Annotated in this window: 16 protein-coding genes; 7 read left to right on the top strand and 9 right to left on the bottom strand. The window is 65.9% G+C overall.

Features of this window, described 5'->3' with window-relative positions:
* Window positions 1–11 precede the first annotated feature (11 nt).
* Entirely contained in the window at window positions 12–1505 is a 1494-nt protein-coding gene (locus QOH60_RS09595; RefSeq protein ID WP_526419524.1) for an acyl-CoA carboxylase subunit beta, read from the top strand.
* On the opposite strand, the gene QOH60_RS09590 is transcribed toward QOH60_RS09595, so the two are convergent.
* Complete coding sequence (locus QOH60_RS09590; protein ID WP_526419577.1) at window positions 1495–2583, bottom strand: alpha/beta fold hydrolase; 1089 nt, start codon at window positions 2581–2583, stop codon at window positions 1495–1497. The two genes, QOH60_RS09595 and QOH60_RS09590, sit on opposite strands and share 11 nt — an antisense overlap.
* A 113-nt stretch (window positions 2584–2696) precedes the next feature.
* Here QOH60_RS09590 and QOH60_RS09585 point away from each other — a divergent pair, with 113 nt between their 5' ends.
* A complete protein-coding gene (locus QOH60_RS09585; protein ID WP_526419522.1) occupies window positions 2697–4088 on the top strand; it encodes a WS/DGAT/MGAT family O-acyltransferase in 1392 nt (463 codons plus the stop codon).
* Here the strand turns inward: QOH60_RS09585 and QOH60_RS09580 are convergent.
* The 3 genes from QOH60_RS09580 to QOH60_RS09570 are packed head-to-tail and all read right to left on the bottom strand — an operon-like array spanning window position 4078 to window position 6885.
* Complete coding sequence (locus QOH60_RS09580; RefSeq protein WP_526419520.1) at window positions 4078–5010, bottom strand: TIGR03564 family F420-dependent LLM class oxidoreductase; 933 nt, start codon at window positions 5008–5010, stop codon at window positions 4078–4080. The genes QOH60_RS09585 and QOH60_RS09580 overlap by 11 nt on opposite strands.
* Before the next feature lie 5 nt (window positions 5011–5015).
* Complete coding sequence (locus QOH60_RS09575; RefSeq protein ID WP_526419518.1) at window positions 5016–6479, bottom strand: FAD-dependent oxidoreductase; 1464 nt, start codon at window positions 6477–6479, stop codon at window positions 5016–5018.
* A gap of 1 nt (window position 6480) precedes the next feature.
* Window positions 6481–6885: a hypothetical protein gene (locus QOH60_RS09570; RefSeq protein ID WP_526419516.1), complete on the bottom strand. Its 405-nt coding sequence runs from the start codon at window positions 6883–6885 to the stop codon at window positions 6481–6483.
* 91 nt (window positions 6886–6976) lie between these two features.
* Between QOH60_RS09570 and QOH60_RS09565 the strand changes: the two genes are divergently transcribed.
* Window positions 6977–7534 (top strand): TetR/AcrR family transcriptional regulator, encoded by a 558-nt coding sequence (locus QOH60_RS09565; protein ID WP_526419514.1) that lies wholly within the window; start codon window positions 6977–6979, stop codon window positions 7532–7534.
* A 70-nt stretch (window positions 7535–7604) separates the two neighbouring features.
* On the opposite strand, the gene QOH60_RS09560 is transcribed toward QOH60_RS09565, so the two are convergent.
* The 3 genes from QOH60_RS09560 to QOH60_RS09550 are packed head-to-tail and all read right to left on the bottom strand — an operon-like array spanning window position 7605 to window position 10065.
* On the bottom strand, window positions 7605–8645 hold the full coding sequence (locus QOH60_RS09560) for a TIGR03857 family LLM class F420-dependent oxidoreductase (protein WP_526419512.1): 1041 nt from the start codon (window positions 8643–8645) through the stop codon (window positions 7605–7607).
* A complete protein-coding gene (locus tag QOH60_RS09555) occupies window positions 8636–9010 on the bottom strand; it encodes a nuclear transport factor 2 family protein (RefSeq protein ID WP_526419510.1) in 375 nt (124 codons plus the stop codon). The genes QOH60_RS09560 and QOH60_RS09555 overlap by 10 nt, the downstream gene beginning before the upstream one ends.
* The gene (locus QOH60_RS09550; protein ID WP_526419508.1) at window positions 9007–10065 is read right to left on the bottom strand and encodes a phosphotransferase; all 1059 of its coding nucleotides are present in this window, start codon (window positions 10063–10065) and stop codon (window positions 9007–9009) included. The genes QOH60_RS09555 and QOH60_RS09550 overlap by 4 nt, the downstream gene beginning before the upstream one ends.
* 66 nt (window positions 10066–10131) lie before the next feature.
* On the opposite strand from QOH60_RS09550, the gene QOH60_RS09545 reads away from it, so the two are divergent.
* The 4 genes from QOH60_RS09545 to modA are packed head-to-tail and all read left to right on the top strand — an operon-like array spanning window position 10132 to window position 12937.
* Entirely contained in the window at window positions 10132–10797 is a 666-nt protein-coding gene (locus QOH60_RS09545; RefSeq protein ID WP_526419506.1) for a TetR/AcrR family transcriptional regulator, read from the top strand.
* Window positions 10760–11614 (top strand): hypothetical protein, encoded by an 855-nt coding sequence (locus QOH60_RS09540; RefSeq protein WP_526419504.1) that lies wholly within the window; start codon window positions 10760–10762, stop codon window positions 11612–11614. The genes QOH60_RS09545 and QOH60_RS09540 overlap by 38 nt, the downstream gene beginning before the upstream one ends.
* A 4-nt stretch (window positions 11615–11618) precedes the next feature.
* Window positions 11619–12080 (top strand): nuclear transport factor 2 family protein, encoded by a 462-nt coding sequence (locus tag QOH60_RS09535; RefSeq protein WP_526419502.1) that lies wholly within the window; start codon window positions 11619–11621, stop codon window positions 12078–12080.
* A 44-nt stretch (window positions 12081–12124) separates the two neighbouring features.
* Window positions 12125–12937, top strand: coding sequence for a molybdate ABC transporter substrate-binding protein (modA, locus tag QOH60_RS09530; RefSeq protein WP_526419575.1), 813 nt, complete (start codon window positions 12125–12127; stop codon window positions 12935–12937).
* Between the two features lie 2 nt (window positions 12938–12939).
* On the opposite strand, the gene QOH60_RS09525 is transcribed toward modA, so the two are convergent.
* Window positions 12940–13944 carry an NAD-dependent epimerase/dehydratase family protein gene (locus QOH60_RS09525; protein ID WP_526419500.1) on the bottom strand — a complete coding sequence of 335 codons (1005 nt, stop codon included), beginning with the start codon at window positions 13942–13944 and terminating at the stop codon, window positions 12940–12942.
* Between the two features lie 147 nt (window positions 13945–14091).
* On the bottom strand, window positions 14092–14226 hold the full coding sequence (locus tag QOH60_RS09520; protein WP_526419573.1) for a DUF2510 domain-containing protein: 135 nt from the start codon (window positions 14224–14226) through the stop codon (window positions 14092–14094).
* Window positions 14227–14718: the final 492 nt, after the last annotated feature.

The following is a 14718-nucleotide window of genomic DNA, read 5'->3' as shown; positions in this document are numbered from 1 at the left end:
AAGGAGAAGGCATGACCACTGACGGCTGGGAGAGCACTCTCGACGATCTCGCCCGCCGCCGCCATCAGACGCTGGGCATGGGCGGGCCCGAGCGGCTGGCCAAGCACCACGACAAAGGCAAGCTCGACGCCCGGGCGCGTCTGGACCATCTCCTCGACAAGGGCTCCTTCTCCGAGCTGGGCACACTGGTGGGCGGCGAGATTGCCGCCGACGGCATCGTGGCGGGCTCCGGCAGCATCGACGGCCGGCCGGTGATGGTCGGTGCCGAGGACTTCACCACCTTGGCCGGCAGTATCGGCCCGGGCGGCAACGCCAAGCGCTACCGGCTCGCCGAGCTCGCGCTGCGCAACAAGATCCCGCTGGTGATGCTTCTCGAGGGTGCTGGGTTCCGGCCCTCCGGAGAGCATTACGGGCGCAGTCCCACAGATCTGCTCGCGCAAGCGCGGTGTTCGGGCCACGTGCCGACGGTCGCCGCGGTGCTCGGGCCGTCGGCCGGACACGGCGCTCTCGTCGCGCCGGTCTGTGATTTCACGATCATGAGCCAGCAGGGTGCGATCTTCACCGCGGGCCCGCCGGTGGTGAAAGAGTCCACGGGCGAAGACATTTCAAAGGAGGACCTCGGCGGGCCCACCGTCGCCCTTGCCAGCGGGGTGATCCACAACGTCGCTGACGACGACGAGGCCGTGCTCGACGACATCCGCCGCTACCTGTGCTACTTCCCGTCGAGTGCGTGGTCCTACCCGTCGGCGCTGCCCGACAGCGAACGATCCGGGCCGCGGCCGACGCCCGAGCTACTCGAGATCGTCTCGCGCGACAACCGCCGCATCTACGACATCCGCTCGGTACTGGACGTGATCTTCGACGGGAACGGCTGGTTTGAGGTGCAGCCGAAATTCGGCAGGGCGATCATCTGCGCGCTCGCCCATCTCGGCGGCGAGCCGGTGGCGGTCGTCGCGAATCAGCCGAAGGTCCTTGCCGGTTCGATCGACGCCGACGCGGCCGACAAGGCGGCGCACTTCATCACGGTGGCCGATTCGTTCCACCTGCCGATCGTTTTCCTCGCCGACAACCCGGGCATGCTGCCGGGCAGCCGCTCGGAATCCTCTGGTGTGCTGCGCAGCGGCGCGCGCATGTTCGCGGCCCAGACCGCGGCCACCACACTCAAGCTGCACCTGACGTTGCGCAAGGCCTACGGGTTCGGCTCGATGGTGATGTCGTTGCTCGGCTTCGACGATCAGGTCGCGACGTTCGCGTATCCGGGCGCGACGATGGGCGCCATGAGCGCGGCGGCGCTGTCAAAGGCATCACATGCGGACGAGGATGTCGAGGCCAAGCTCCGCAAGGCCGAACTGCAGGCGTCGTTCCGGTCCGCTCAGCACCTCGGGTTCGACGAGCTGATCGATCCGCGCGAGACACGAGATGCGCTGCTGGGTGCGCTCAAACGCGGTATCTACAGCCGCCAGTCGGCGGCCGAGCCGGTGAGCCGCACGGTGATCACGCCGTGAACGCTTCGTGCAGGAACTGCTCGGTGACGGCCTGAATCCGGCGCGAGAACAGGTGCCCGACGTGGCTGCCGTCATACCAGTACAGCTGCCCGCCCCAGCGCTCATGTAACGCGAGAGCCGGTGCCCGCATGGCCATTTGATCGTTGTACGCCCCGACGATCAGCCGGCGATGCGCCAGCGGTGCCGGCTCCACCCTCAACGGGTCGATCACCGACGTCATCGCCGTGACGTCGTCGGATTCCAGAATCGGGCGGAAGGCCTCGCTCGACGGGCCACCGCGTGCGAGGTGCTGAGCGATCATCGCGTTCAACCCGAGGATCGGCACGTACACAGCGATCGCGTCCACGGCCTTCTCCAAGTGCGACACGAGCGCTGCGACTGGACTTCCCATCGAAACACCAACGATCGCAATAGCTTTCGCGTCAGGCTCGATCCACTGCACAATCGCGCGGACCTCGGACACCGATCGCATCATGGCCGCGACATTCGCCAGTGGCTCGCGGTCGGGATATACCGGCCACGCGTTGCGACGGAAACCATGGCCCGGCTGAATAGGCAAAACGACGTTGTAGCCGAGATCATGATGCAGCCGTCCGGCGCGGGAGAGCAGCAGATCGACGGACTGACCCTGGCCGGCTCCGTGCACCCACACCACCCACGGCCGAATCCCGCTCCGGTGGCGGAGAACGTACGCACCCGCCACTGCGGGTCCCGAGAGCCCCTCGGCCACAATCGAAGACGGGAACGCAGGGTCGTGTTCGAAGGTGAGCATCTCGTACGCGAGCCGACCAATCCGCGCCGGCTTGCGGGCGCGGACGCTCAAGTGCGGTGGGTCGGTGTGGGCACCCTCGATGCCGAGAGCCGACAATTCCTGTGCCACAGCGGCATACACCGCCGACGGCCGTGTCTCCGGGAGAGTGCGCCCGCCCATCAGCGACATCCCGCTCAATACGAGCTGGTCCAGGATGACCTCGAAAAGTTGGCGCGCACCGCGCGCGGACGCCGGTGACCACTCGGTCGACTGCAATCCCGCCACCGCACGCGGCACCACTCCACCGAATTCCCTGACAATGTTCATCGTCACCGACCTACAGTACGACCCCCAGTACGACGCTCCCGTCGCCGAGATTGCGGGGCCACATTTTGCGATCTGTTAGCAGTCTCGTGGGGACCCGCCGTAGGGTCGCACGTATGAACCGGTTGTCGAGCGCCGACGCAGCATTCTGGTTCGCCGAGTCACCCAGCTGGCACATGCACATCGGTGGCTCTGCGATATGCGATCCGACCGGCGTGGAGGATTTCAGCTTCGAATCGGTTCGAAAGCTCGTTGCCGCGCGGTTGCCTGAGATGCCGCAGCTTCGGTGGCGGGTAGAGGGCGGCCCGCTGGGGCTGGATCGACCGTGGTTCGTGGAGGACGAGAACCTCGACATCGACTTCCACATCCGCCATATCGCCGTTCCCTCGCCGGGCGGACGACGCGAATACGACGAGCTCATCGGCCGGCTGATGTCCTACAAGCTCGACAGGTCCAAGCCGCTGTGGGAGCTGTGGTTCATCGAAGGGCTGAAGGACGGCCGTGCGGCGATCCTGACGAAGATGCATCACGCGGTGGTCGACGGAGTATCGGGTGCCGGTCTGTCGGAGATCCTGCTGGACGTCACGCCTGAACCGCGACCGGCGGCGATCGACGTCAACCGCTCGCTGGTGGGCGTCGGCCTTCCACACGTCGCATTGCGCACGGTGAATGCCCTGATCAACGTCGGGGTCAAGACCCCCTACCGCATTACCAGGCTGATCGAGCAGACCGTGCGCCAGCAGCTCGCCACCCGCGGCATCACGAACAAGCCGCCGCGCTATTTCGAGGCCCCGACGACGCGATTCAACGCTACGATCTCGCCGCACCGCCGGATCAGCGCAACGAGTGTTTCGCTGGAGCGCGTCAGGAAGGTGAAGGAGGCCTTCGGCGTCAAGGTCAACGACGTCGTCCTGGCGTTGGTGGCTGGCGCGATGCGCAGTTACCTCGAGGACCGCGGCGAGCTGCCCGACAAGGCGATCGTCTCGCAGGTCCCGGTGTCCACCCGGGTCGAGGGCAACAACGACATCGGCAACCAGATCAGCACCATGACCATCAGCCTGGCCACCGACATCGACGACCCTGGCGAGCGGATCGAGGCCATCTACGCGAATTCGCAGAGCGCAAAGGAGATGGCGAAAGCGCTCACCGCGCACCAGATCATGGGATTGACGGAGACCACCCCGCCGGGCCTGCTGTCGCTGGCGGCGCGGGCGTACACCGCAAGCGGGATCGGCGGGAGTCTCGCCCCCATCAACGTCGTCATCTCCAACGTGCCGGGGCCCGACTTCCCGTTGTATCTGTGCGGCGCACCTGTCGAGCAGCTCGTACCGATCGGTCCGCTGGTTCTCGAGGTCGGCCTTAACATCACCTGCTTCAGCTACCGGGGATCGATCGACTTCGGTTTTGTCACGACACCGGAGATCGCGAGCGACATCGCCGACATGGCTGACTCCATCGAGCCCGCGTTGGCCGAGCTGGAGGTCGCTGCGAGCCTGGCTACGAACTAGCGACGCGAGATGCCCACTCGCGCACGCTCGTTCGTGTGCGCTGCCGTCCTTCCGGTGACGGGTCGAACGGGATAGCGACGAACTCGTCCACGCCTGCGTCGCGGAGCTGATCGAGGCGAGCCGACACCGTGGCCTCGTCGCCGATCAGCGCGGCGTCCTCGGGCCCGGCGAAGCCCTCCCTGTCGAGCATCGCGCGGTACGACGGCAAATAGCCGTACATCGCGAACTGCTCCGCGGCTACGCCACGCGCCGCGTTGGGGTCGTCGGTCACCGCAACAGGCAGCGCGGCGGCCACTTTCACTGAACCGTCGGGGCGGCCGGCTTCGGATGCGGCGGCGCGCAGGGCAGGGCCGGTAAGGTCTTTGAGAGTCTTGGGGCCGGTCATCCACGTGATGGTGCCGGCCGTGCGGCGGCCGGTGACACGCAACATCTGGGGACCCAGCGCGGCGACATATACGTCGGTCGGCGGGACGTCTGGAATCTGCAGCGCTCCCCTGGTGGTCACGAGCTCGCCCTCGGTATCCACAGGCTGCCCGGCAAGCAGCGGAAGCAGCCCGTCGAGGGTCTCGCTGAGGCGCTTCACCGACCTGTCCCACGAGATGCCCCACATGCCCTCGGTGACCGTGCGGTGGGTGACCCCGATGCCGAGCGTAAAGCGTCCGTTGCCGATCAGGTTCAGCGTGATCGTCCGCTGGGCGAGCAGCATCGGGTGCTGGTTCTGGATCGGCACCACGCCGCTGCCGACCTCGATGTCGGGAACCTCCCGCAGCCCCACCGCCAGAATCGTCAAAAGGTCGGCGTCATAAGGCATCTGGGTAAACCAGAGTCGGCGGAACCCTTCGTCGCGGGCCGCGGTCATCTCTCGAATACACGTGTCGACAGGTGAGCGGTTGTTGATGTTGGTGACGAGGCTGATCTCCATGACTCTTACGGTACGACCGCGGCAACGGGCAGCTGCTGCCCGGTCCACCACGCCAGCGCGGTGGCCCATCCGTCGTGGTCTTCGGACCGCCCAGCCCAGGCGATATACCCGTCGGGCCGCACGAGCACCGCAGGTCCGTCGTCGTAGCGTTGGGCTTTTGTCAGGCCGGCGTCACCGGCCGGCGCGGAGCCGTGTTCGCGGATCAGAACGAATCCCGCGCTGCGCTGCAGCTCGGTCAACCTGGCAGCGTCGAGCGGGATCTCCGTGGCGCGCGTGCCAACGAGCGCGTGCTCGCCGCGACCGCGCGGGTAGCGCAGCTCCGTGCCCGCGAAGCTGCCAGCCACGGCGTCCCGGATCTTAGGTACACGTAAGAGTCTGGGCGCCAGCAGATTCCGCATCGCACGGGCCGGCCTGGGGTACAGGGTGACACCGCGGGCCACCATGCCGGACTGGAACAGCACCCGCTTGCCGATCGGGTGGCGTTCCGCCTGGTAGGTGTCCAGTACGCGATCGTCGGCTCCGCCGAGGACGGCGTCGAGCTTCCACGCGAGATTCGCGGCGTCCTGGATCCCGGTGTTCATGCCCTGACCGCCCATCGGCGAATGGACGTGCGCCGCGTCTCCGGCGAGGAACACCCGGCCGTGACGGTAGTGCGCCACCTGGCGTTCGTCGCAGTGGAATCGCGACAGCCAGCCGACCTCGACGACGCCCGGATCCCGGCCCATCGCGCGGGTCAGCACGTCGACGACCTCGGCCGCCGAGGCGGGTTCGCTGTCTGGTACTTGATGGTGGCGGTCCCAGACCATCGCGCGGTACCACGAGCCGCCGGCGTAGGGCGCCAGGAAGCCGATCAGGTCGCGGGTGCTGTTCACGGACAGGTTGCCCGCGGCCGGCCCGTCGCTGAGCTTCACGTCGGCGAGTACGACCGACGACAGAATCGTCTTGCCGGGGAAGTCTGCGCCGACCAGACTGCGAACCGTGCTGTGCGCACCGTCGGCACCGATGACATACGCAGCGCGCCAAGTCTTTTCCGAGCCGGCGTCGTCGCGGAGCCGGGCGGTGACCGTCACGCCGTCGGTGTCCTGCTGGAGTGTGACCACCTCGACGCCGCGACGAATGTCTGCGCCGGACAACGCCGCATATTCCGCGAGCGCGCTCTCGACCTTGCTCTGCGGCGCGACCATGACGAACTGATAGCGCGAACGCAGATGTGACAGATCGATTTTCCCTCCGGCGAAGATGTCGATGGCCTGCGCGGTGTGGGATCCCGCCAGCACACCGTCTGCGAGACCTCTCGCGTCGAGGACCTCCAGCGTCCTCGCCATCGTCGCGAACGCCCGGCTCGATGGGTTCATCTCGGGCCAGCGCTCGAGCACCACCACCGAACGGCCGGCACGGGCGAGGTCTCCCGCGGCCGTCAGGCCAGTGGGTCCGGCCCCAACGACGACCACGTCCACGGATGTCGTCATGTCACTCCTCCTCGGCAGGATCCGGGTACCAGCGGCGGATGTCGTCCGGGGTCGACACCGCAGCCCGGTTGAAGACGAAGCGACAGTGCGGCTGAGCGGCGTGGGCATCGTTGACGATCGACTCGAACAGCAGCGTGTTGTTGGCGACGAGGCGGATTCCGGCGCCGATCAGCACCGCGTCGTAGTGCTTGGCGGACAGCCAGCGGCGCGCCTTCTCGGCCCCCGCCTCGCCGAAGTCGATGAGGCAGTTGTCGACGACATACCCTGCGGCACGCAGCCCACTCACATTGTCGTCGTTGGCTTTTCGCAGCCTTTCCGTGGTGAGTCCGGGAAACTGGGCGAACTCGGGCGCGTGGACGTCGATGACGCCGGCATCGAGCCCGATCTGAATGGCCGTCACGGTCATGGGAAAGCCCTTCGTCTTGTTCAACAGTTGTTGAAGAAAACGCTAGACCCCTGCCCGGACGTTGTCAACAAGTGTTGAATAAGCTGTTGCCATGCCCGCGAGGACACGCGACCCGGAAGCCAACAAAGCCGCGATCGTCGGCGCGGCCCGTCTGCAGTTCGGCACGCAGGGCTACGAGCGGACGACGATCCGCTCCGTCGCATCGGCCGCCGGCGTGGATCCAGCGCTGGTGATGCACTATTTCGGCAACAAGGACGGATTGTTCGCCGCCGCGGCGCGCCTCGACGTCGAACTTCCACCGCTGCGGGGCATCCCCCCAGACGAGGTTGCCGAGGTGCTGCTTCCGGTGTTCATCGAGCTATGGGGGCCCGACGGACCGCTGCTCCCGCTGCTGCGCGCCGCATCGTCGAATCGGACCGCCGCCGACGCGCTGCTCGACGTCTTCGCCCGCAAGGTGGCGCCCGCCCTCGGCAAGGCCGCGATCGACCGACCCGCCGAGCGCGCCGCGCTCATTGGCGCACACCTGCTCGGCATCGCGGTCTCGCGGTACATCCTCGGCACACCGCCGCTGGTGAAGATGACCGACGAGAAGCTTGCGGCCTGGCTACGCCCGGTGATCGCGCATTACCTCACCGACCCGGCGCCCTAGCCCTTTGCGCCGAGAACCCACTTGTTGACGGAATTCGGGCGATTCCCGTCAACAACTGGGTTCTCGGCGACTAGCTGGCGCGGTAGGCCTCGACGATCGGCGCCAGCTCCTCCGGTGTCGCGCCGTGCATGATCAGCGCGTCGGCGCCGTAGTCGAACTCCTTGCGTACGCGGTCCACGCACTGCTGCGCGCTACCGGTAGCCGACGGTTCGAGCCATTCGTCGGGAATCAGCGTCGCGATGTGCTCGATCTGCTCCGGCGTCGCCTTGTGATCGATACCCCCGGCAATCGACGTGACCACCGTGTCTTCCCGGAAGCGTTGCAGCACAGTGGGATCCCAGTTGTTGGTGGCCACAAGCAGATCGCCGTAGCCCTGAAGATACGTGGCCAGGCGGGCAACGGTCTTCTTCAGGCGGAGTTCCTCGGGAAGGTGGTCGCCCACCGTCGCGAAGCACGACCACACGCGGACGGTGTCGGGGTCGCGCCCCGCGTTTTCGGCGGCGTCCTTCACTGTTTTCACGCAGCGTTGCAGCGTCTCCGGCGTGAAGTACGTGTGCAGAATGACGTCGTCGAACGCGCGCCCACCCAGGGCGAGAGTGTTGGGACCGAACGCGACGATCGCCAGCCGGATGTCTTCGTTGAAGTCAGGATCGAGGAACAGCACCGGATACTGACCGATCGGACCGTCGTGGTTGAAGATCAGCTCGCCATGCCACAGCCGCCGCATGACGTTCGCGAAGTCCTCCATCTGGGCGGTGGTCACCGACGGCACGCCGAACGCGGCGTACATCGCCGCCACTCCGCGGCCGATGCCGAGAGTGAACCTGCCACCCGAGAGCCGGTGCATCGTCGTCGCCCACGACCCGGTGATCAGTGGGTGCCTGGTGTTGTGATTCGTTGCGGCGGTGGCGATCTGCATCCGGTTGGTCACCGCGCACGCGGCGCCGACGAGCGACGACGCCTCCTTGACGTTCCAGCGCTCGGAGATGAACGCGGTGCCGAAGCCCATCTCCTCGCCGCTGCGGGCCTCGTCCATCAGCGTGGCCGGGCCCTCGCCGCCGGCGCCGGCAAGCAGGTAATAGCCGAGCTCGTCGAGCACTCTCATCCCCACACTCCCTGCTTGTATCCGCAATTCCAGACTTCGGTGATCCGGCCGTCGACCACACGGAAGATCTCCATGCTGCCGATCGTCGTCTCGGTGCCGTCCTTCAGTGTCATCGGCGACTGGTAGACGATCGCGACGTGCTCGCCGTCGTCGCCGGCCACCACCACGTCGAGGTCGAAGCGCAACGCGTCGAACATCTCCCAGGTGTCGACGATGCGCCGGACAGCCTGCTCGTGCGTGAGCGTCACGGCCTCGCCGACTTCATGGCGGATCACGCTGTCGCCCATCAGCTCGTCGGCAAGGTCGAAGTCGCGCTCGTTCCATACGACGAGGTTGTAGAGCTCGACCACCTCACGCGCGCTGCGGCTCATGTGAACACCTCCAACGCGTCAGTTTCCTCGATCGCGGACACCGCCCGATCGGTCAGGGTCAGGCACAGTGCCCGGGACCGTTGCGGCAATGCGTCCCAGCCGATCAGCGTGATGACGGGAAGGACCATCAGGTAAGCGACCGCGAACCGGTAATGCCGCCACGCCTCGTCGAACGAGTAGTCCGTGATGCCCTGTCCCGCAAGGTGTTCAAGGTACTCGCGGATGAGCAGCTCGTCGTTGCCCCGGCGGATGGCGCTGGGAAGCCCCTGGCTCACGAGATAAGCGATGTCGGCCGCCCCAACGCCGCGGGACGCGAATTGATAGTCGACCACCTTCAGCGCGTCGCCGTTGAAGAACAAGTTGTCGGCGCGAATGTCGCCGTGCAGGAGCATCGACCGCTCCGCCATCGCTTCGAGGGCAGCCGGTGCACGGTCCGCGAACTGTTCGGCATACACCGCCACCGACGACGGAACCGATGTCGCCGTGTGGTCCCGGTAGACCTGCCAGCCCAGCGCGAAAGCTGGCAGGAAGATGTCGCGGGCGACCTGGGTGTCCAGGCTCGGAAACGCCTGCACCACAGCGTGGTTCGCGCGGTCGAGAGACCAGGCATGCAATCCTGCGAGCTGCGCGATACACAGTCGCGCCCTATCCATCGAGAGCCCGGCAAGGTGGTCGGCGTTCTCCCAGTCCCGCAAGTCTTCCAGCACCAGCACGAAGTCGGCCGAGTTCTCGACCATCTCTGCGACGTGGACATGGGGTGTCTGCAGAGGTGCGCGTCCGGCAACCGTCCGGTAGAACGTCACCTCGCGCGCGTAGCCGCCCAGCATCTCCATCGCGCCCCGCGCCTCCGATTCGGCAGGCAGTTTCACGATCAGCGAGGCAGGGACGCCGGCGCCGCCGGTGAGGTGGACGCGGTATAGCAGCGACGAGAACCCCGTGTCGAGCGCGATCTGCTCGACGCGCGCGCCCGTCACCTGAACACCCAGCACGTCCGTCAGCCACTGCGGCGTCACGTCTGCGATCCCCGAAGGGACCCGCGCCGCGGCCGATGTCATCGATGACTCCCAAGGATATTTGACGTCGAACAAGTAAGATAGTTGTCCAGCGTCTAATATGCAAGAATGCCTTCTCCCGCCCGGGGCCTGACCCAACCGCAGCGCGTCGAGACATCCAACCGCCGCCTGGTAGAGGCAGCGGTCGAGCTGATCGCTGAAAAGGGTTGGGAGGCAACCACAGCGGCCGAGATCGGCCGCCGCGCGGGGTACAGCAGGGCGATGGTCCACGCCCGGTACGGAAGCAAGGACGCCATCCTCGAGGCGTTCTTCACTCACGAGTACGTGCTGCGGCTCAGCCCGGCACCCGAGCCTGACGCACCGGGCCTGGATGAGGCGCTGGCGCACTTCGATCGCATACAGCAGATCTACGCCGAGGCGCCCGACTTCCTCCGCGCGATGTTCGCGATGACGTTCGAGGCGGTCAAGACCACTTCGCCGGTCCGGCCCGTTCTTCAGGAGTGGCTCACCCGCGGCGTGGAGAACGTCGAGGCCGGCCTGCGCAAGGGCATCGGGGACGGGTCGGTGCGGCCTGACATCGATGTCGTCCGGGCGGTCAACGACATCAGCGCAGCCGTCTTCGGCGTGGCATTCCAGTGGCTGGCCCTGGCCGATCGCTACGACCTGCCCCGCGAGCTGACATATCTGCGCACTCGACTCGTCAATCAGTATGCGCCACAACGGAAGGGACGCCCACATGCCCAGAGACATTCGCGAGCTCGCCGATCAGCCTGAGGCGTACGCCGCGGAACTTCGCAGCCGGTGGGGCGGCCTGCTCAGCTACCGCTACATCGGCCGGACGTATTCGTCGATGGACCTCGGGCCGGTCGACAACACGGTGACGGTGCGCCACGACATGCGCAACGCGACAGGTGGCCTGCTGTTCGCGGTGCTCGGAATCTCGTCGCCGGAAAGCGGCCACATGTCCGACCTCGAGGCCGTGCCGAATCCCGTCATCCATTCCTGCCAGATCCTCGACCCCGGCCGCGGCGTCAGGCGCTTCGAGATCGTCTCCGAGGAACTCAAACGCGGGCGCCAAATGGGTTACAGCCGTTGCAAGATCGTGGACGCGGACGAGCCCGGGCGCACACTGGCCTTGATCGAAGGACAGGGCATCAGCATCGGCACCCCGCCAGAGGGACTCGAGAAGATGCCGGTCGACCCCATCGAGGTGGTCGATTCGCCGGACCTGCCGCCGCTGTGGCAGGTGTTCGGCGCAAACCGGCGCGACGACGGGCACTGGGCGCTTCCCGAGCTGACGGACCGGGTGGCCTCACCCGACGCCGCGCTGCACATCGGGCCGCAGTTCGTCACGCTCGAGGCCGCGGCCATCGACATCGCGGCCGAATTCGCCGGAACCGATCTGCTGCAAGGTGTCTCATGTCATGTGATGTTCGCGGCGCGCGGCAAGGTGGGGCCGTTCCGCATCGACGGCGAGCCGCTTTCGGGCGCCGACGGGCTCGTCGCCGTCCGGATGTTGATGCATGACGAAGGCGCAGGCGACCGGATCACCACCGTCGGCTCATACCTGTTCCGAGCCGAACGGGCCTGACACGGTGGAGCTCTGGGAACTGATGGCCCGCGAACGCATTCGCGATACTCTGGCCCGATACAACTGGTCGGGCGACTCGCTGCGACTCGACGATATGGCCGAAAGCTTCTGCGAGGAGGGCGAACTGCAGTTGCGTGGCGAGGAGCCGGTGCGTGGTCGCGAGGCGATCGTCGCATTCATCGGCGGCGTCGGCGGCGTCGGCGGTGTCGGAAATCAGGGCGAGACGTCGTCCGGTCCCCGCATCGTCCGGCACATTCTGACGAACACCCGGTTCCTGGAGCTGACCCCCGAGCGGGCACGAGTCGCGTCGTACTTCACGGTCGTCACCGAGATCGGGCTCGACCATTACGGCCGGTATCGCGACACCTTCGTCCCGGTGGGCGACGAGTGGCTGATCCGGCACCGCTTCATCTCGACGGACTGGGCGGCCCCCAACTCGACGGTGGTCCCGCAAACGCGGCTGTGATCTTCCACTAGATCCGCATTTGCGGTTAGTCTGCCGCAGTGACCATGAAGCGTGTACTGCAAGTGATGCTCGCCGGTGCGCTGACCGCTGCACTCATCAGCGGCTGCGGCGGCTCCAACCAGTCGTCGTCGTCGTCGAGTTTCTCGAGCCCCTCGCCGGGATCGTCCACGCCCACGGCCGTCAGCGGAAAGATCATCGTGTTCGGCGCGGCGTCGCTCAAGAAAACGTTCACGGAGATCGGCGATCGCGTCAAGACAGACAACCCGGGCACCGACGTGGAGTTCAACTTCGCGGGATCATCTGACCTTGTCACCCAGCTGACCCAGGGTGCACCCGGGGATGTGTTCGCTTCCGCCGACACCAAGAACATGGATAAGGCCAAGCAGGCCAACCTGTTAGCGGGTGACCCGGTGAACTTCGCGTCGAACACGCTGACGATCGTGACCGCTCCCGGCAATCCGAAGCACATCGCTTTGTTCAAGGACTTGGCGCAGCCCGGGCTCAACGTCGTCGTCTGCCAAGAGCAGGTGCCGTGCGGGTCCGCGACCAAGAAGATCGAAGACGCCACAGGGATGAAGCTGAACCCGGTCAGCGAGGAGACTCAGGTGACCGACGTGCTGACTAAGGTGACGTCGGGTCAAGCCGATGCCGGACTCGTATACGTCACGGATGCCAAGTCTGCGGGCGACAAAGTCACCGCTGTGGCCTTCCCGGAGTCGTCGGGTGCCGTCAACGTCTATCCGATCGCGGTGCTCAAGGACTCGAAGAATCCCGCACTGGCCAAGAAGTTCGTCGACATGGTCAACAGCGAGGCGGGCCAAAAGATCCTCGACGCAGCCGGATTCGCCAAGCCATAGCGTCAGCTCCTGCGCGCAAGGCGCTGCTCTTCGTACCAGCGTGCGGCCTTGCGGATCGCGTCGGGCGCGGGTTGTGGTTGCCATCCCAGTTCGCGCACGGCCTTGCCGTGGTCCATCGGCGACATGATGTGCGCGAGTCGCGTGGAGACGCTGTTCAGCTCCATGTCGCGCCGCAGCACCTTGCCTGCCAGATCGCCGATCGGTCCGATAGCTTTGGACACCACGAATGGGATGGGAATGAACGGCCGGCGCGCGCCGACCGCGTCGGTCGCGGTGTCGAAGAGGTCGTTCCACGTCATGTAACGCTCCGAGACGATGTAGCGCTCGCCGTTGCGGCCCTGATCAGCCGCCAGCAGAAGGGCTTTCGCCGCATCCTCGATCCCGACGACCTCGTAGGCGAGACCGTTGAACCAGACGGGCAGCTTGCCGGCGGCCGCCGCCGCGACCAGGCCGCCATGCGGAGTCGGGGCCCAGTCGCGCGGGCCGTAGGTGTTTGAGACGCACATGGCGACAGCGGGCAGACCCCGTTCGCGGGCGTATTCCAACACGAGATTCTCTGCGTCGACCCGGGATTGGATGTAGGCGCCGCCCAAGTCGTACCAGTTGAAGGGCATGTCCTCGGTGGCCGGGCCATCGTCGGACAGCGCGATGGTGCCGATCGTGCTGGTAAAGACGAACTTCTTGAGATCCGCCTCGACCGCGGCGTCGAGCACGTGGCGCAGGCCCTCAACATTGGTCCGGAACAGCGGAGCGGGATCGCGCAACCATGCCCGGGTGTCGACGACGCAGTAGAAGACCACATCGCAACCGTCCATCGCGTCGCGCAGCGCGTCGTCGTCGAAGATGTCGCCGTAGGAATATTCGATGTCGAGGTCCGAAATGCCTTTGGTCGAACTGGTTTTACGGACCATCACCCTGACGTCGTCCCCGCGCTCGACGAGCTGGCGGGTCACGTGCGATCCAACGAAACCGCTCGCGCCGATCACGAGCCTCTTGCTTCCCGGCACGTGCGGCCCCTTCTGTCTCGTCCGGTTGAAGATTGCGAAGCTCGGCGGCGAAGTCGTTCTGTCGGTCTTCATCTGATCTGGAGTGCACCCCGACATCCTCGAAATCGTCGCCAACCGGTTTTCGAGCCTGCCCGCCGCAGGCGGGGGCTACTCCCCAAGCGCGTAGGCGACCGCCTCATCGAAATTCAGTGAGCTGCCCTCCCGACGACCTCCATCCCAATACCGGAGCATTCCGACAACCTGCGGGTCTGGGTACCATCCCGGCGCTGGCGATGCGGTCAGTGACTCCCCTTCGAAGATAGTCGTTGCGCAGGCAAGTATGGGGTACGGATTCAGCCCACCGCCAGTTGGTCCTCAGCATTCTGCGCACCCCTCCCAAAACGACGCGCCGTTTTTCCTTAATCGTGCCGAGTACCAAGGCAACCACTCGTCGATTGCGCCTCGACGAGTGTCGCCGTCTCCTCGGAAACGGCGACCGCACAGCAGTGAGTAGTTGGCGCTTCCCAAAGGGTGGGGGACACCCCCCTTGCTACATCGGTCCACGCCTCGACCGGCCTACCGCGAACGGGAACAGTAAACAAAAACCTCCCGCTGCACAACGCAGAGAGAATACTTGGGGTTCCTTGCGGTCCCCACGGCTAGGCCGGGTCATGTTCCCCCCATCGTCGCAAAATCCGCCGGTAGTGCCAATCGGTAAGAGGTAAATACGTCGCCAGCTCACGGCGGAGTTTTTGCTCAATGTCGGCATGGGTGATCGGACCAACGTTCTTGATC

The organism is Mycobacterium sp. (assembly GCF_032159765.1).
Taxonomy (GTDB): Bacteria; Actinomycetota; Actinomycetes; order Mycobacteriales; family Mycobacteriaceae; genus Mycobacterium.
This window is presented reverse-complemented; position numbering and strand designations above follow the sequence as displayed.